The 18,855-nt window shown below is 38.5% G+C and carries 11 protein-coding genes; all 11 read left to right on the forward strand.

What is annotated here, in order from left to right:
- The first annotated feature begins 18 nt into the window (after positions 1-18).
- The 11 genes from LVD47_RS16515 to LVD47_RS16565 all read left to right on the forward strand — a co-directional run bounded on the left by LVD47_RS16515 (position 19) and on the right by LVD47_RS16565 (position 18,850).
- Complete coding sequence (locus LVD47_RS16515) at positions 19-3,369, forward strand: SusC/RagA family TonB-linked outer membrane protein (RefSeq protein ID WP_236978902.1); 3,351 nt, start codon at positions 19-21, stop codon at positions 3,367-3,369.
- A 2-nt stretch (positions 3,370-3,371) separates the two neighbouring features.
- On the forward strand, positions 3,372-4,850 hold the full coding sequence (locus LVD47_RS16520) for a SusD/RagB family nutrient-binding outer membrane lipoprotein (protein WP_236978903.1): 1,479 nt from the start codon (positions 3,372-3,374) through the stop codon (positions 4,848-4,850).
- A gap of 39 nt (positions 4,851-4,889) precedes the next feature.
- A complete protein-coding gene (locus LVD47_RS16525; RefSeq protein WP_236978904.1) occupies positions 4,890-5,681 on the forward strand; it encodes a hypothetical protein in 792 nt (263 codons plus the stop codon).
- A gap of 7 nt (positions 5,682-5,688) precedes the next feature.
- On the forward strand, positions 5,689-7,281 hold the full coding sequence (locus LVD47_RS16530; RefSeq protein ID WP_236978905.1) for a PKD domain-containing protein: 1,593 nt from the start codon (positions 5,689-5,691) through the stop codon (positions 7,279-7,281).
- A gap of 95 nt (positions 7,282-7,376) precedes the next feature.
- Positions 7,377-10,001: a family 10 glycosylhydrolase gene (locus tag LVD47_RS16535; RefSeq protein ID WP_236978906.1), complete on the forward strand. Its 2,625-nt coding sequence runs from the start codon at positions 7,377-7,379 to the stop codon at positions 9,999-10,001.
- Between the two features lie 300 nt (positions 10,002-10,301).
- Positions 10,302-10,877 carry a sigma-70 family RNA polymerase sigma factor gene (locus tag LVD47_RS16540; protein WP_236978907.1) on the forward strand — a complete coding sequence of 192 codons (576 nt, stop codon included), beginning with the start codon at positions 10,302-10,304 and terminating at the stop codon, positions 10,875-10,877.
- Between the two features lie 238 nt (positions 10,878-11,115).
- Complete coding sequence (locus LVD47_RS16545; RefSeq protein ID WP_236978908.1) at positions 11,116-12,078, forward strand: FecR family protein; 963 nt, start codon at positions 11,116-11,118, stop codon at positions 12,076-12,078.
- Positions 12,079-12,214: 136 nt separating this feature from the next.
- Positions 12,215-15,583, forward strand: coding sequence for a SusC/RagA family TonB-linked outer membrane protein (locus LVD47_RS16550; RefSeq protein ID WP_236978910.1), 3,369 nt, complete (start codon positions 12,215-12,217; stop codon positions 15,581-15,583).
- Between the two features lie 20 nt (positions 15,584-15,603).
- Positions 15,604-17,079 (forward strand): RagB/SusD family nutrient uptake outer membrane protein, encoded by a 1,476-nt coding sequence (locus LVD47_RS16555; RefSeq protein WP_236978912.1) that lies wholly within the window; start codon positions 15,604-15,606, stop codon positions 17,077-17,079.
- A gap of 93 nt (positions 17,080-17,172) precedes the next feature.
- Entirely contained in the window at positions 17,173-18,075 is a 903-nt protein-coding gene (locus LVD47_RS16560; protein WP_236978914.1) for an amidohydrolase family protein, read from the forward strand.
- Entirely contained in the window at positions 18,065-18,850 is a 786-nt protein-coding gene (locus LVD47_RS16565; protein ID WP_236978916.1) for an amidohydrolase family protein, read from the forward strand. The genes LVD47_RS16560 and LVD47_RS16565 overlap by 11 nt, the downstream gene beginning before the upstream one ends.
- Positions 18,851-18,855: the final 5 nt, after the last annotated feature.

Genomic DNA, 18,855 nt, shown 5'->3' on the forward strand with positions numbered 1-18,855 from the left:
GATACAATCTCTGATGCTATGAGAAATAAAATAATGAGTTTGATTTTTGGAATAATTCTTTTTTCCAATTTTGGGTATACCATAAATATTGAAAGCAATAATCAATCCGGGCTTTCAATAACCTTTGAAGAAGGTACTCCCCTGAAAAAAGTGCTAGAGCAATTAGAATCGGATTTTAAAATACGTTTTACGTATGAGTCAGAAGTACTAGATGACTTAAAGTTACAGCGGTCTTTTAAAGTGGATTCGGGAAATATGGATAAAGTACTTAATGAAATATTTAAACTTCAAAAACTTGAATATCAAAAAATAAACGCGAAGCTATACATCATAAAACGTAAGAAACCTGAGCTGGGGAATACATGGATTGGAAAAAAGAAGGAGTCTGAAGAAAAACAACCGGTAAGAATTGATGTATCCGGAACTGTAGTGGACGAAGATGGTAGTCCTTTGATCGGAGTTAATATTTATGAAAAGGATAATCCTTCTAATGGTGTGACAACAGATTATGAAGGTATGTATACTATCTCGGTGGAGGGTACAAATGCAGTATTGGTCTTTTCATATCTCGGATATGAAACACACGAAGTGAAAATTGGCAATAGAAATACATATGACCTTATAATGACTTCTAATTCTGCCATGATCGAGGAAGTAGTGGTTACGGCTCTTGGTGTTGAAAAAGAAGAAAAACTCCTGACTTCAAATGTTCAGGCTTTGCAATCGGAAGAAATAAGCAGAGGAAGACAAGAAAGCATCTTAAGTGCCCTGGAAGGGAAGGTTTCGGGAATTCAAGTATCTTCTACTTCTGGTGCCCCGGGTGCTGCTACAGAGATAATTTTGCGAGGTGCAACATCCGTTGATGGAAATAATCAACCTTTGATCGTAGTTGACGGTATTCCCATTTCAAATGCCAGAGAGTCAGGCACCATGAACAGGGCATCGGATATTAATCCTGAAGATATCGCTTCAGTTTCCGTTTTGAAAGGAGCTTCTGCTGCCGCATTATATGGAATTGATGCAGCAAATGGAGCCATAATTATTACTACTAAAAGTGGTAAAAAAGGGAAAGTTAAGGTGGGGTTTAATTCATATTACGGTTTGTCTAATGTTGTCAATTTGCATGACCAACAGGATTTTTATACCACGGGTTTTAGTGGATTATATAGTGGTAGGACTTTTTCACACTGGGGGCCAAAATATAGAAAAAGTGATGTGGTATATGATAATTTAAACGACTTTTTTGAGACTGGAAACGTTTTTAAAGCGGACTTGAATTTGAGTGGTGGTACAGATAATCTGACATATTATCTTTCGGGTTCAAACCTCAATGATAAAGGTATCGTCCCGAATACCGATTATAATAAAAGGTCAATGCTTGTCAAACTGGGGTCACAGTTATCTGATAGATTAAAAGTAAACTTTACAGCCAATGTGATAAATGTTGAAAATAATTATGGCATTGTGGGAGCTTCAGGAGGGTGGTTGTCTTCAGTGTATCGATGGCCCAGGTGGGATGAAATGTCCAATTATACCAATGCAGATGGTTCCGAACGAAATATCTGGCAACCCGTCTCAGGGGATTTGTCTACTATTCCCGATAATCCCTGGTGGACGGCTTATAACAAAGTCAGAAATGACGAAATGAACCGAATGTTGGGGAATATTCACCTTACTTATGATGTGACGGATTGGTTTCAATTGGATTACAGAATCGGAAGAGATTTTTACAATCAACATTATAAATCCGTACAACAGTGGGGGTCCTCTGGGAGTGCCTATGAAGGGGCCATCTCAGAATTTGACCGTAACAGTAATAAATGGACATCAACATTTCTCGCTAAGTTTGATCACTCTTTTGTTGATGATTTTAATTTTAATCTTGTGCTGGGCCATAATGTCCAATCTGATTATGCCGAACGAACCAGTGTGAGCGGGACTCAGTTCAAGAATCCAGATCTGCATAGTATTAATAACCTGAAGGATATCCAAAACAGTCAGTACACTGGCCAGCGCAGGGTTATTGGAGCCTTTGGTGATGTCAAGTTTGATTATAAACGTATGTTGATTCTCGGTGTTACCATGAGAAACGATTGGTCATCTACCTTACCCGAGATTAATCGGTCTTTCTTTTATCCTTCTTATAGCGTAGGTTTTATTTTTTCCGAACTGTTGGATCCTTCAAGTCTGGATATTCTTTCATTTGGTAAAATCAGGGCTTCTTATGCCGAGGTTGGAAAAGATGCACCGCCCCATAAATTAACGCAAACACTGGAACAATATCTCGGCCTTGGAGGAGGTTGGAAAAACGGGGCTTTCGCCGGTAATCCTGCCCTGAAACCGGAGATTACAAGGGAATTGGAACTGGGAGTGGATTTACGTTTTTTTGAAGGACGATTGGGATTAGATGTGACATATTACAATAGGATAAGTGATGATCAAATTATTACTCCCAGAGTTACACCGGTTACTGGAGCTATTCTGCAAACTGTAAATAGCGGTTCAGTAGAAAATAAGGGAATGGAAATAGCTTTGAATGTAAAACCGGTTCAATCAGATAATTTAAAATGGCAGTTGTCATTAAATGCTTTTGGGAACCGGTCCAGGTTAACGCAATTGTTTGGAGACCTTGTAGAATTCCCAGTTACCTACGGACAGGTATCTTCCATAGCAATTGCCAGTTCCCGACTAGGGGAGCCATTATTTAGCATTATAGGAACTGATTACCAGAGAAATGATGCCGGTGATGTCCTTATTGATGAAGAGGGCTATCCTCTGATAGATAATGAAAAGCAATATATAGGAAACAGAGAGCCGGACCTTTGGTATGGTTTGGTGAATACTTTTGATATAGGCCGTGATTTCCAGGTGTCATTTCAAATAGACGGAGCCGTGGGAGCGGACATTCTTAATGCCACCGGGGGAAGTTTGGTACAAAACGGGTTGCATTCCATGCTTGAAGAATACCGGCGAAAAGATTTTATTTTTGACGGTGTTGTTGAGCAAGAGGATGGATCTTTTGTTCCCAATACCCAATCTGTAGTATTGGATCGCGAGTTCTTTGCGAATAACTATGGTTTAGTGGGTAGTAATTTTGTAGAAACCGTTAATTGGATGCGTTTACGAAATGTTGACTTTTCGTATTATTTGCCTAATAAATGGATAGAGAGAATTAATATTTCCAATTTATCCCTGAATATTTCCCTTCAGAACCTGGTATTGTTATCTGATTATTCAGGTGGTGACCCACAGGTGAATAATGCAGGACCGAACGGAGGAGGAGCTAGTGGGGCTGGAACAATGGGAGTCGATTATTATCAAGTCCCTGCGCGAAGGTCTGTTTCTTTTGGTTTGAATGTAAAATTTTAATTATGATACGCAGTAAGTTATATATTTATGTGTTTGTATTTTTGGGGTTTTTGAGTTGTGATGATTTTTTGGATATCAATGAATCTGTAGATACACCTGAAACCACGTCTCCTAATTATTTATTGCCCGCTATTCAGGGAAATATGGCTTCTACGCATTACGAACAAGGGGAAACAGTATCATATTTTACCAGGTATGTCACTACTATTTTTGGTACTTCTTCGCAAAAAGATCGTTGGGATTATCGAAATACACTGCGTGTAGGCCTTTGGCGGAAAAATTATTTTGATGTAGCTGGAAATGCACAGAAAATGATAGAAATTGCCCGCGAAGAAGGGGCTGATAATTACACAGGGGTAGGATTGACAATGAAGGCTTTATCATTTTTGACAACAACGGATATTTTTGGTGAAATGCCTGTAGACGATGCATTTACCGGTATTTACAATCCTACGTATGACGATCAGGATATGGTTTATGAGTACATAGGGCAATGGTTGGATGAAGGGATTAAACATATGGAGATGTCTGATGAAGGAGATCGGTTGATGGATGGATCTGCTGATTTACTGTATCAGGGAAATATGGCTAATTGGGTTTCGTTTGCCTATGGAATTAAAGCAAGAATGTTACTTCATACGGCCAATTTCGAAGGCCATTATGAAGAGGTTTTAGCGGCTGTAGACAAGGCCTATAGTCATTGGAAAGACCCCAGGTATATCTATTCGGAAGACCCGGTTAATGATTGGGAAAGGAATCTTTGGGGACCATCACGGGCAAGACCTCAGTGGGACTTTGTTGCCAATTATTTAAACAACAGTGTGTCTACGGACTTTTTTATGAATGCTATTAATCTGTCGGGAGAATTGGATCCGCGTATCAAAAAATTGACCTCTTCTGGTGAAAATGGAAATTATTATTCTATTCCTTCCAGTGAAGGACTAAGCGGTCTTTCACAAAATGATTTTGCTGATTTGTATAATGGTTATTGGACTAGTGATGATTCGCCAATTATTTACATGACAGAAGAGGAATTGAATTTTATTGAAGCGGAAGCGGCTTTTTATGCCGGAGATTTGAACCGTGCACTTGCCGCCTATGAACAAGGAATTAGGAATAATTTCATACGACTTGGAGTAACATTGGACTCTATAGGTATGTATATGGATTCCCCTGCTGTAGTTCAATCTTCGGATGAACTTATGGTATCTGATATTATGATGCAAAAGTATATTGCACTGTATTTACAGCCCGAGACCTGGGTTGATATGCGTAGGTATCATTACAATCCGGATGTGTATACTGGATTGGAGTATCCGGAAAATGCATTGGAATTATATGAAGGAAAATATATACAAAGGCTTCCATATGATCCGCAAACTGAATATATATATAATCCCAATGAAATTGAACGATTAGGGGCTAGAGAGCCCCTCTGGCTTGTGAATATGGTTTGGTGGGCTGAAGAATCAACTCTATGATAAGTGAGCTATGATTATTAATAGAAAAAATTGTAATAGATGAATATACGATTGTTAATACCATTGATAGGAGTTTTGATTTTTGCTTCTTGCGAGAAAAGGGATGTTCTAGGAGAGCAGGGAGATTTGACAGGTAAAGATTATCCCTTTTTGACCTTGGCCAGCATACCGGATAGTCGACCCATGGATACAGTTAGTGTAGTTGCCACTTTTTGGGCAGTAGAGGATGATATTTCACATGTTAAGATTATACAAGAGGGATACAAAGTGGGCGATTTATCACTGAATTGGGTATTAAATTATACAACTGATTCAATTCAGGTTGAAAAAAAATTGGAGCTTTTTCAACCAGGAGATACACTTTTTTATCCTGAATCCATCATTGTAGATATTGAAAATCAGGGAAACTCCCTTGATACTTTTTATCAAACCGTTGAGACATCATATATAATTAATAAGGAATGGGTAATACCTGAACAATATCAAGTCAATGTTTGGGAGGGAGAAGATGTGATTGATGCACTGGATCCTTTAGTCCTGAGTGAAGTGAAAAGTTATTTTGCGAATCAATTGAATGCGACCGATGCATTGTTCCTTTTTCCAGATTCAGACAGTTCTTTTTTTGAAATTGATAATATGGGAGGTTTTTCCGGAAATTTAACAGAGACCGGTAAAGATTCTATACGTTCCTGGACGACCCTGGAAGTCTTGAAAACGTATTTGGCATCTGGCGAAATGATAGAAACTTCCGAGATAAACATAAATGCTGAAATATCGAATCAGAAAGAAATTTCTGTGAAGGATGAATCTACATTTGAAATTTTAAATTGATACGACTATGGTCTTAAAGCACAAAAATATATTTATTCTTCTATTTATTGTTGGGAGTGCAATTATTTTCAATAGTTGCCAGAAAGATGAAGAAATGCTCACTTTCGGAGAAGCGACTACCTATTTTAAGATCGGAAATTCCGATACATTGGAAGCTCCTGCTATTTTAGATTTTATCAATGGTTCTAAAAATGTAGATAGCTATCATTGGACTTTTCCAGAAGGTAAGGTAATAGAGAATGGTCTTGTAACGGAAAAGACAGCATATACAGGGATTCAGCCGGAAGGTGTTTTATACGAAGAACCTGGAAATTATACAGCGACATTAAACACCACGGTAAATGGAGAATCAAATTCTATGGAACTACATTTTGATGTTCTGAAACCCCTACCAACCATTTTTGTTTCACCTACTGCCATTAAATTTTTGGAGCCAGTTACTTTTTCGGCCAAATTATATATGTATCCAGGGAAAGAAAACGATGTGACTTATTCCTGGGATTTTGGAAATGGAGAGACATCCATTCAGGCAAATCCCGAAGTCATTTATGAGGTCCCCGGAAATTATACTGTTACACTTACGATCAACGACACGGAGGAAACACTCACAACCTCCAAAGCCATCGAGGTGAAAGGGGAATTGGCTCCTACTTTATATGCCACGGACGCCATTAGTGGTAAACTTTATAGAAAGAAATTATTTAATTCTGCTCCTTCGGAGCTAAAGGCTACTGATTTATCCCTTGGATTGCATCCATTAGGGGTAAATGTGTATCAGGAAAATTTAGTGATTTCTGAGGCGGGAGATAATATCAAATATTCGGCCTGGGGAACACCGGCCGACGGAAGAATAATAAAAACAAACCTCAGTGGCGGGGGGATGAAAATCATAACAACTACAGACGAAGGCGGTAATGCTTATGTCCGTGATCCATTCTCTTCTACGGTAGACGATGAAGGAAATGTGTATTGGGTCAATCGATTCGAGGGGGTTCGCAAATTGCCCTTAGCATCGGAAAATGCAGCATATCCTGATGTAGCTATCCCCCTTCTGGCTGCTGATATAGGTGAATCCTCTACCTATGGTTGGACCGATGGTGATGTCAACTTTGTAGATGGTGAAATATGGTATAGCAAACACGGGACAGGTAAAGGTTTATATAAATACTCAACTGACGGTAATTTTATTTCGAAAATTGATGCTTTGTCGAGTTACAAAATCAGATCTTTTGCCGTAGATCTTGAAAACCTGAAAATTTATATAGCTATAAATATTGCCAGCGGAGGAGTAGATCCCGGCCTTTATGTTACCGACATAGATGGTAATAATATTTCACTTATTGATGAAATGCCTGATTATTCAACTGAAGGTGGTGCCTCTGAAATGACCTATGTTACTGACATGGAGATTGATTCTGAAAATGGGTATTTGTATTATCCTTACCGTGATCGTAATGATATTGATGATTCGGGTGTAGTAGTTGGTGATGGTAGTAATTCTGGTGTGAAAAGGTACAAGTTGGACGGTTCTTTGAAACCGGAGTTTTTTATAAAGGGAATTATTCCTTATGGAATTGGAATCGATAAAGAAAAACGGTAACCCCCCTCTATTTTCTCTTAACTAGGGTTACTTTATAATAAGGACCTGTGAGGATAACCAGTCTTTCAGGTCCTTTTTTACAAAATTTGAATACATTGAGACAAATATTTACCTTTTTTATACTGTTAATTATTTCAACTCATATTTTAGCACAAGGACCTGATGCCGAGTTCAGGGCAACCTGGGTAGCCTCAGTTTATAATATAGATTGGCCTGTGTCCCAGGGGAATGCGCAATCACAAAAGGAAGAATTTTTAGAAATCCTGGATTCTTTGAAATCAACCAATATGAATGCCGCTGTATTACAAATACGTCCTACGGCTGATGCATTGTACCATTCTTCTTATGAACCATGGTCAGAATGGTTAACAGGTGAACGGGGTAATGACCCCGGATATGATCCCCTGGAATTTGCAATATCCGAGGCACATAAGAGGGGGATTGAATTGCACGGATGGGTGAATCCCTATCGTTTTGAAACTTCTTCGGGGCGATATTCAGGAAAGGAAGGAAAGGTGATTAGTGAGCACCCAGATTGGATGATAGATGTAGATGGAAAGACCTATTTTAATCCAGGAAATCCGGAAGTAACCCAATACCTAAAACTCATAATAGGTGATATCTTAGAGAACTACGATATTGACGGACTATGTTTTGATGACTATTTTTATCCCGCAGGGATATCTACTGAAGACAGTGAAGAATACCTACTTTTTGGTAATGAAGGAGAATCGGTAGCTGATTTCCGCCGAAGATCTGTTAATCAAATGATTGCTGAAGTCTATGATACAATAAAACAAGTAAAACCATGGGTGCGTTTTGGTGTAAGTCCTGCGGGGATATATTCTACTGATCCCTCTGCGGCTGCAACCTATAAAACATCTTTGCCTTCCGGAATTACAGGAAGGGATAATTATAATATTATATATTGTGATCCACTGGCCTGGATCAAACAAGGAACACTGGATTATTTATCTCCTCAATTGTATTGGAAAAGAGGCGGTGGACAGGATTTTAATACATTGATTGAATGGTGGTCAGAGGAGTGTAATAAAAATGGGATTGCCTGTTATCCTTCCTTGGGAACTTATAGACTTAGTGGAGACCAACCCCCATCTTCTTCCTCTCAAGAATGGGAAACCAATGAAATACTTAGCCAAATTGATTTGTTAAGGGATCATCGGGATAAAGGTACTTTAGGTATGGTTTTCTATTCACAGGGTGATTTGGAAAGAGTGGAAGGGCTGACCGAAATGTTGAGGAACGAAGTCTTCGACAGTATTAGCATTTGGCCGGAATTTTTATCTGAAGGTGAACTTTCACCGTTGCCTACAGGGATTTCTGCTTCTACTTTTGGTCGCAAAGAAAAAAGTCCTGTTTCAAGTTTTATCTGGGAAGGAGAGCCGACTAATCGTTATTGGATCGAAGGTGCTGATGAAAAAGGAACCGTGACTTTCGAAGCTGCTTCTTATGAAGAAAGTGTTTTATTACCTGCTGATACAATAACTACATTTTACAGAGTTTATTCGATTAATAGGTTTGGTCGGGTAAACCCATCGTTTTATAGTACTGAAATTTTGAATGTGGAAACACCGGAGGTCGTTCACGGGACGAGCAAAGAAAAATTAGCTTCATTCGAATCGTTAAGGTGGAACTATACAGAAAATGCTTCAGTATATTACATTGAAATTTCAGATTCTCCGGAATTTTTAGATATATACCATACCTCGGGATTGATTCGTGATACATCCATTCTGATAGAGGAGTTGGCATTAAAAGGGGAGCGGGAATATTATTGGAAAGTATTTGCTTGTAATGGAAATGGGTGCAAGGAGAGTGTTGTTTCATCTTTTGAAACGGGTTTTCCAGCATCCGTGTCTATTCAGGCTCCGGAACCGGACCAAATGTTCGTACCACTTGAACCAGAATTAATATGGAACCCGGGAGACGACTTGTTACAATACAACGTACAAATAGCGACAGATTCAACTTTTGAAAATATTCAAATGGATAGTATCGTTGTAAATCAGACTTCAATTAATTCCATCCCGCTCAATAAATGGACAGAGTATTTTTTACGAATTCGAGGAATTAATGATTATGGGATGGGGGAATGGTCTGAAATAGTTGTTTTTACTACAACAACCGATATTCCCGAAAGGCCTGTATTTATTTCACCGGAAGATAGTGTGGAAGTTGATAATCCAATTTTACTACTGGAATGGACAAAAGTAGATTTTGCAAATGGGTATAGACTTATGATTGCAGACGATACCAGTTTTGCAGATGTTTTTGTAGATACCATATTGTCCAGGTATCAAAGAGATTTTGATTTTGAGTTACCTGGAGAAGGACCATATTTTGCAAGGGTATGCGGGAGCTATGAGGGCGGATGTGGAGAATGGAGTGATACCCTGAGATTTTCCAGGACTATGACTTCTATTGTCCTAAATTCTTATGGGGGGGCTTTTATCGTTTTTCCTAATCCGACAGACAGGTTTCTTTGGATCCGGAGGATAAATAATTTTGGGATTAATGAAAAAACCATAAAGATTGAAATTCTTGATCTAGCGGGGAAGGTTGTGAAAAATAAAGATTTAAGTTTTGAATCAAATGGTGCAAGAATTGATATATCTTCTCTAAACAAAGGTTTTTACTTCCTTCGAATTATTGGCAAAAAAGGGAAAGGAAGTGGTGTGCAAAGATTTATAAAGATGTGATAAAGGGATATTGTCGTAAACGGTGAACAATGTTTCAGGCCCAATGCTAAATGTTTTTGTAAAAAGGTATTTGGTGTATGTATATTATTGTCTGTCAGTAAGTTGTGTGTGGTTATTTTGTTCTTTTAAAAATTCTGTTCTTTTCCTCTCTTTTTTATTTTTATTGGTATTTTTTTTAATTAAGTAAAATATTATTTACCTTTCGGTAACGTACCCGACTCAATGCTTGAAGAATATCAATTATTTATCTTCAAATCATGGGAAGAAGTATGTGAAATTTGATTGTTTAACTTTCTGATCATGCGTAGTATTTTAGGTATACCAGAGAAACAACGGTTGGAATCTCTAAAAGCTGGAGATGAATCTGCCTTTACTGCTATTTACAATGAATATTGGGAAAGACTATATGTTATTGCGTATAGAAAATTTAAAGACACAAATACTTCTGAAGGAATTGTACAAGAAGTATTTCTTCAGCTATGGAGAAAAAGAAGTGATCTGGAAATTGATAATTTATCAGCATATCTTTCTACTATGACCCGATATGCTATTTATCGACATATTGCTAAAGAGAAAAAATTAAAGAAGCGGGAAGAAGAATATGGATATTTTCGCCATGAGAAGATAATACATATTAATTACGAAAATAAATTCCTGTTAGAAATGATTAGTGAGTTGGCTACTGAATTACCGGAGCGTTGTAGGTTGGTATTTACGTATAATAAATTACATGACCGGTCTATTAAGGAAATTGCCCGCGAACTCAAAATATCTCCGAAAACAGCTGAAGCTCATTTGACGAAAGCACTTCGATTTATCCGGTTTAGGATGAATAAATTAATTAGCCTGCTGCTGGTGCTGCTTACCATCTTTTAATATTTTTCAAGAATTATTTTTTTTTATAAGATTCTGATTTGTAGATATTTATGTTTTGTTTGAGGAGGATCTCAAAAAAAACATAGAAGGGTACTAAGGGATAATCGTTCTTAGCTTACTCAATATAAATGAAAGGGGCTTAAAGAGATTATTGACAGGGGGCTTCATGTATTGTATTCTTTAGGTAAGCGAAAATTTATGAAAAGAATTATAAATATAACAACAGAATTTGACTTGAATGGATAGAAAGAGATTGGAAGAATTAGCAAAAAAGTATCTTTCGGGAACTGCCTCTGATGGAGAGAAACAGGAACTTCACGGGTGGTACGAAGAAGATCTGAATTCTTTGGATGAAGATATAATCATTCAGGTGGATGAGTCTAAGGAAGATGTAAGAACACGAATATTGAGCAGGTTGAAAAGTGAAATTAGGAGGGAAAAGAACAAGAAACTAAAATATTTCTCGGGATATAGAGCAGCTATCGCTGTTGTTGCCATAGTATTTGTATTTATTGGGATTTTTGTTTGGGAGAATTTCAACCGTGAGGAATGGATTCTTGTCGAAACTTCGTATGGTGAATTAAAAGAAGTGGCCTTGCCGGATAACTCTGTTGTTTGGGTTAATGCTGGCTCAAAGTTTCGTTATCCCAAAAAATTTGATAGAAATAGAAGAGTTGTTGAGTTAGAGAATGGACAGGCTTTTTTTGATGTGAGCAGAGATGAAAAAAAGCCATTTTATGTGCGTACAAAAGATCTTGAAGTTACAGTGTTAGGTACTTCATTTGATGTGAAAGAGTATGAGGAGGAGGCTTCTGCTAAAGTAAGTGTTTTGTCGGGGAAGGTAGATGTTGCATATCGGGGGGAAAATGAATCAGAAACTGTTAAGCTTATTAAGGGGGAACAAGTGGTTGTAGACCTTAATTTGCAAAAAATGATGAAGGAAAATGCATCCGAAGAGGCCATTGCTGCATGGAAAGATAAGCGCCTGGTATTTAATGACGAAAGTATTTTTGAGGTAATGAATGCTTTGGAACGTAGATATAATATTGAGATCCTGGGGGACATGTCCGCTTGGAGCTCCGAAACGATTTCGATAAAACTGGATAACCAGCCATTGGATGATGTATTAGAGGTCTTGAAGTATACGATGGAATTTGAATACAAAAAGATTGAAAAAGGAAAAATAGAAATTATGAAATAAAAAGAAAGCTACAAGTCCAAGTTTGCGAGGCGAGGACCGCAGCTTTCTAACCAATTAGTTAATTAAATAAAGTTATGTAAAGATGATAAAAATTTTCTTCACTTGGAGGACGTATAGTCCATTAATCTTACAGTGTATGCGAATTACGACGCTGGTTACAGGGGTTCAGATGATATTCAGTACGTTTTTAATGGCGAATTTTGCAGAAGGGCAAAAGGTCACTCTGGACTTTAGTGATGTTAGTGTTGAGGAGATCTTTAAAGAAATAGAGCGACAGGCAGATGTTTCTTTTGTGTATAAACCCTCAGTGATAAACAGGGTTTCAATAGAATCAATTCATGCAAAAAATGAATCATTAGAACTCGTGTTGTCCAATCTGGAGTCCGAAACTGTTTTACGATTTAAAAAGATCGGTAATATGATAGGGGTTTCAAGAGTAGAGGGTCCTCCTATTCGAACGGATGAAGAAGAATTACAAGTTCAGAAAAAAAATGAAATGGCTCAGAATTTCGCGCTGATAGACGTTTCCGGGGTTGTGGTAGATGCAGCAGGAGAAGCGTTAATCGGGGTGAATATTTCGGTAAAAGGAACAGGGAAGGGAGCGTCAACAGATTTTGAAGGTAAATTTGTTTTAAGTGATGTCGAAGAAGACGCTGTTTTGACCGTTTCATATATTGGGTATAAGACATTGGAAGTGCCTTTGGATGGCAGATCTTCATTGACCATTACATTGGAGGAAGACAGTCAAACCCTTGATGAAGTAGTGGTGGTCGGTTATGGTACACAAAAGAAGAGTTCCTTAACGGGTGCTATCACGAAAATTGAAAATAAAACACTGGACCAAATGCCTACGGGGCGAGTAGAGAATGCACTGGCAGGTAGGATGTCAGGAGTAAGCATTGTCAATAACAGGAATACTCCGGGAGCGGCTCCTTTGATTCGAATTCGTGGTGCAGGGTCAATTGATGCAGGAAATAGTCCATTGGTAGTAATTGATGGGTTCCCTGGTGGTGATCTGGGACAACTTAATATGAATGATATAGAATCAATTGAAGTGTTGAAAGATGCTTCCGCTGCTGCTATTTACGGTTCGAGAGGTGCTGGAGGTGTCATAATTATAACTACGAAGAGAGGGAAAGGAAAACCTACCTTGAATTTTAATGCCTATTATGGAGTGTCATCCCCTATGTTGCACGATGATTGGTTGACGGGAGAAGAATGGTATGATTATTTGGTTAAATATCAAAACAGAGAATTTGCATGGGCAGGAGGAGATGTTTCATTACCCATGTTTGGTGATGAAAGGAGGCCAAGTAATTACCAGGTCAATCCTTTGACATACGAATTACCCCAAACGGTGTGGCAAGATGAAATTACGCGGAACGCACCCATTGCAAATTATAATTTATCCGTAGGTGGGGGAAGTGATAAAACCCGGTATTATGTTTCAGCCAGCTATAAAGATGAAGAGGGAAATATCCTTACCGCCTCTTATAAGCAATATAGTTTGAGGGCAAATGTAGACGTAGAAATTAATAGTTGGATTGACGCGGGATTTGAGTTGAGTCCTTCTTACAGTAAAACAAGAACGGCGGGAAGTAATATGGTCTCCCTTGTGAAGTACCCACCGTTTGTAGCGCCACAAGATGAAAATGGAAATTATCCCCGAACTCAAGATTACATACCCAAAGGACATTCAGGGCAGGCAAGCCCTTATGTTTATTTATACGGTACCAATAATACAGGAGAATATTTTAAAAATATTGCTCGTGGGTTTATTTCCCTGAATCTCGCTGAAGGATTGGTTTTAAAGTCTTCAGTTGGAACCAATCTTACATATAATTCAAGCGATTATTTCAGAGGGGGAGCAGGTGATAACTTAATAGCAACTGCCGGAAGTGCAAGCGACTATAAAAGCATCAACCTGGTTAATGAAAATACGTTAAATTATAATAAGACTATTGCAGGAATGCATGATATTACGGGATTGCTAGGGGCTTCATATCAGCGTCAGACGTCTCGGTCAACAGCCATTGGTGCTGTAGGAGGCTCATTTAACAATGAAATTATCCAAACACTTAATAATGCAATTATAAATCCATCAGCTACAAGGACTACTAAATCTGAGTGGGGATTAGTATCTTATTTTGGCCGGTTGAATTATGCGTATGATAGCCGTTATTTGCTTTCCGCCTCGCTACGTACCGATGCTTCATCTCGTTTTGGCCCTGACAATAAATGGGCGATATTCCCTGCCATGTCTGTCGCATGGAGAATTTCTGAAGAGAATTTCCTTAGGGATAATTCTATAATCAGCGAGATGAAATTGAGAGCTAGTTATGGAGCGACAGGAAACTTTAATATCGGAGATTTTGCATATCTGGGAAGAGTAGGAGCGGTTAATTATTCGCCCAATAATGTATTGGTTAACGGCCAGGCACCAGTATCCTTCGAAAATGCCATGTTGGGGTGGGAAAAGACAACGAGTTATGATATCGGATTGGATGTGGGAATTATGAACAATCGTTTTAATTTTTCATTGGATTTTTATGACAAGACCACTTCAGATTTATTATACAATGTATCAATCCCGGCTATTACCGGATTTACCAGCACGATTACCAATGTAGGTGAAATAAACAATAAAGGGGTTGAACTGGAATTAACAACCCGAAATATAGTAGGTACTTTCAACTGGACAACTTCCTTCAATGCTTCAAAAAACAAAAATGAAGTTGTAGATCTGGGGGCTGTCAGTGAAAGAATTTATAATCACTCTTTGGGAATGAGCTGGATACTTAGAGAAGGGGATCCCATGTTTTCTTATTATGGGTACCAAACAAAAGGCGTGTATCAGACGGCTTCTGAAGTAGAAGCAAGTCCGCACTTACCTGGAGCAAAACCCGGAAATCCAATTGTGGAAGATACAAATGGAGATGGTAAAATAGATCCTCAAGACAAAGTCGTACTTGGTAATTTCCAACCCAAAATGCTTTTGGGTATGGTAAATGACTTTTCCTGGAAGGATTTTGACTTAAGCGTAGCCATTCAATCTTCTCTAGGAGCTAAGATTTACAACTTTGAAAATCAGTATTACGAAGGGAATACACTGGGGGCAATGAGAAGGTCCTTAGTGGAAAATCAATGGTGGTCACCAGAGGAACCGGGTGATGGTAAAACACCGGCAGCTGCATTGAGTCAGTTGATACAATACAATGCTAATACTGATTTCTACATTGAAAATGCTTCTTTCCTCACACTTAAAAATATTAACCTGGGATACACATTACCAGAAAATATAGCAGGAAAGGCAGGTATGAGCCGTTGCCGTGTCTATGCATCAGTCAATAATTTACTAATGATTCGCGATAAAAATAACCGTGCATATAATCCTGAGGGTACTACGGGTGGAGAAATAAGCGGAATAAATAGTATCCCCGGTTATAATAGTGGGTCAGAACCCATAGCAAGAATATTTGCAATCGGATTAAATGTCGGTTTCTAAACATTAAAAATACGATTATAATGAAAAGTGTAAAATCAATATATATATTATTAGTTGTGGTGTTCGTTTTCGGATCTTGCCACGATGAGTTACTAAGTCCAGTGCCCGAATCCGTACTGACTACCAGCAATGCTTTTAATACCTCCGGCGATATTGACTTAGGGGTGTTGGGGGTGTACAATAGCTTACAATCTAAAGTACAAAAGGATTATCTCCTGATGGAAATGACGTCGGACAACATGTATGCTGAATATTATGCTACGGAGCCGGGGTTAGCTGAAGTTGAAGTCCTTGAAGTTTCTTCAGAAAATAATATTTTAAATAATTTCTGGAAAACTTCCTACAACGGTATCTTTAGGGCAAATTCTATCCTGGCCAATATCGATAATCCGACGGATTATGTATCGGGAGAAAAAGAGCAGTATAGTGGTGAAGCCAGTTTCTTGAGGGGGTTATTTTACTTTGATTTGGCCAGAATTTTCGGTGATGTTCCTTTAGTAACGGAAATTCTTTCAGTAAGTGAGGCAGAACAGATTGGCAGGACTTCCAAAAGTGAGGTTTTGAACCAGGTTATTGCTGATCTGAAGGAGGCTATTAATACTCTTCCAAATCCTGAGGATATCGAGAGAGGTCGTGCATCCAAAGCGGCTGCAATGGCATTGTTGGGTAAAGTTTATGTCCACATGGAGGACTGGGCTAATGCACAGACCTATCTGGGACAGGTAGTTAACGATTTTAATTATTCCCTTGTAGGAGATTTTAAGAGCCTTTTTTCTTTAGAAACTGAAAGTAATAGTGAAGCTATTTATTCGGTTACTTTTATAGAAGGTACCAATGGTCAGGGTATTACCTATGCCTTTGCTCCCCTGGGAGGAATTTATGGCTACCTTAATAATGGAAGTCGGGTGGGCCGGCCTTCCTGGGATCTTCACCAGCTTTTTGAAGAAGGGGATCAGAGATTTGAAGTTACAATTTCTGAAACGCAATTAACGGCTAATTCCCAACCGGATGACGACCCGATATGGTATCCGTATGTGAATAAATACATAGTACCAATGGCTGGTTCCAGTTCGGGATTGGATCTTCCTATCATGCGACTTGGAGATGTCTTGTTGTTATATGCAGAGGCTTTATATAAGAATGGCGATAGTGATGGAGCTTTACAGCAAATAAATGCGATTAGAGAAAGGGCATTTGGTAATAATTCTATGAATATTGTTTCAGCAGATATCGGTGATGAAGAATCATTTATGGATGTTCTACTTTTGGAGAGACGGCTTGAGCTTGCTTTTGAAAATCAACGGTGGTTTGACCTGGTGCGCTCAGGAAGATTTACGAATGAATTGTCCGAATTTGAGACAGAATACAATCCCGGATCCGGGCAAGCAGAGATTCAAAGAATAGATGTGCAACCTTATATGCAGTATTTTCCTGTACCTTATGAACAAATTCAATTGGCAGCTCCTGGGGTGCTCTCGCAGAATGATGGATATTAAAGATTCATAGAGGCTGTTTCCAATAAAGGGAGGTAGCCTCATTTATATTAGTTTTTCGTATTTGAATTGTTGTGAAAATTCAATAGACATTACATGAAATTTCTTAGCAGACGAAAGTTTCTTACCAATACTTCTCTGGCTTCAGCCGGTTTGATTTTTTATCCGGACCTCTCCGGCAGTACGGAGAGGGGGAGTCAAGAAGGTGAATATAATATGCTGGGAAAAGTGGGCAATTATCGTAAAATAGATTCCTACTGTACAGCTGATCCTCAAATGGATATGGTTGATAAGCTGGGAATTGAAAAAATGTTTGTGGGCAAACCAATGGCCTGGAAAGAATGGACCCCAGAACAGTTTATCGCTGCTAATAATGAAATACTGGGGTTAATGAAAAAATATCCGGGGAAGGTGGTGGGGCAAATATCTGTCAATCCACAGTACGGAAAGGAGTCTCTGGAAGAAATTAATCGCTGTGTAGGGGAAGGAATGGTCGGTACCCGATTATATTATCAGGTGAAGATCAATGACCCCTTGTATTACCCGGTCATAGAGAAGTTGATTGACTTGAAAATGATTATTTTTATCCATGGAGAAGCTCAGATTGGGGTGGGAGGGTATAAGATGCAATACGATGTAGGCCGTCCCCCAAATATTTCGAGGCCTGAGGATTTTGTTGAAGCTGCTGAAAGGTATCCGGAAGCTATGTTTCAGTTTGCCCATATTGGAGGGGGTGGTGATTGGGAATACATGTGCAAATCTTTTCGTGAATTCCCGAATATTTATGTAGATGCCGGTGGAAGCAATAACGAAGAAAATATGATTGATTTCGCGGTAGAATGTCTGGGGGAAGATCGTATCTTTTTTGGGACAGACAATAGTTATTTTCAAGGGGTAGGGAAAATATTATCCTCGAACCTTACCGAGCGTCAAAAACAAAAGATTTTCTTCGATAATTATAATTCAATTTTGAAAAAAGGAGGCTACCATGTTAATTGATATAAATGCAAAAATTGGACAATGGCCTTTTAAAAAACTGATGTTTGAAGATGGTGTCTCATTAATTCGGAGAATGGATCAATTTGCAGTTGATCGATCAGTGGTTAGTAGCCTTAATGGTATATTTTATAAAAATACACAAACAGCCAATCATGCACTTTACGAAGAATGCAAGTCATCTTCTATACTGAAAGAACGTATTATTCCATTTTGTATAATCAATCCTTCTTATTCGGGGTGGAAATATGATTTTAATAAATGCATAAACGATTGGGGAATGCGTGGTGTTTGTGTCTATCCTCAATATCATGACTATAGTATTAGTGATCCAGAGCTTATTGAGCTTGCAGTCCTGGCCGCAGAAAACGATGTACCTGTGGCTTTGACACTCCGAATGGTAGATTTTAGACAACGATCCTGGCTGGATATTGAAAGGGAATGGGCACTGCAAGATGTGTTGCCATTATTAAAAGAGGTACCTGACGCCAAGTATCTTATTCTAAATGTAGCCAATAGTACCAGCCTGACGGATGAAAATTTAGAATTATTTAAAAGGAGTAATGTTTTAATGGATACATCTGGCCGGATGCTGAATCGGTTATCAGATCATTTAAAGATTTTTGGGGATGATAAGTTTGCATTTGGTACTCATACCCCTATCCTTGATTATTGCACTCCGAGACTAAGAATTGAGTATCTGGACAGAGAATATGATGAGTCGGTTAAAGACAAATTGAAGTATCAAAATGCATCTCAATTCTTGAATTTATCCTAAATGAC

This window comes from Membranihabitans maritimus, assembly GCF_021729145.1.
Classification (GTDB): Bacteria; Bacteroidota; Bacteroidia; order Chitinophagales; family Saprospiraceae; genus Membranihabitans; species Membranihabitans maritimus.

Coding starts and splice junctions, on each gene's coding strand:
- LVD47_RS16515 (WP_236978902.1), top strand. CDS start 19: ATGAGAAATAAAATAATGAGTTTGATTTTTGGAATAATTCTTTTTTCC.
- LVD47_RS16545 (WP_236978908.1), top strand. CDS start 11,116: ATGGATAGAAAGAGATTGGAAGAATTAGCAAAAAAGTATCTTTCGGGA.
- LVD47_RS16560 (WP_236978914.1), top strand. CDS start 17,173: ATGAAATTTCTTAGCAGACGAAAGTTTCTTACCAATACTTCTCTGGCT.
- LVD47_RS16540 (WP_236978907.1), top strand. CDS start 10,302: ATGCGTAGTATTTTAGGTATACCAGAGAAACAACGGTTGGAATCTCTA.
- LVD47_RS16555 (WP_236978912.1), top strand. CDS start 15,604: ATGAAAAGTGTAAAATCAATATATATATTATTAGTTGTGGTGTTCGTT.
- LVD47_RS16525 (WP_236978904.1), top strand. CDS start 4,890: ATGAATATACGATTGTTAATACCATTGATAGGAGTTTTGATTTTTGCT.
- LVD47_RS16565 (WP_236978916.1), top strand. CDS start 18,065: ATGTTAATTGATATAAATGCAAAAATTGGACAATGGCCTTTTAAAAAA.
- LVD47_RS16520 (WP_236978903.1), top strand. CDS start 3,372: ATGATACGCAGTAAGTTATATATTTATGTGTTTGTATTTTTGGGGTTT.
- LVD47_RS16550 (WP_236978910.1), top strand. CDS start 12,215: ATGCGAATTACGACGCTGGTTACAGGGGTTCAGATGATATTCAGTACG.
- LVD47_RS16530 (WP_236978905.1), top strand. CDS start 5,689: ATGGTCTTAAAGCACAAAAATATATTTATTCTTCTATTTATTGTTGGG.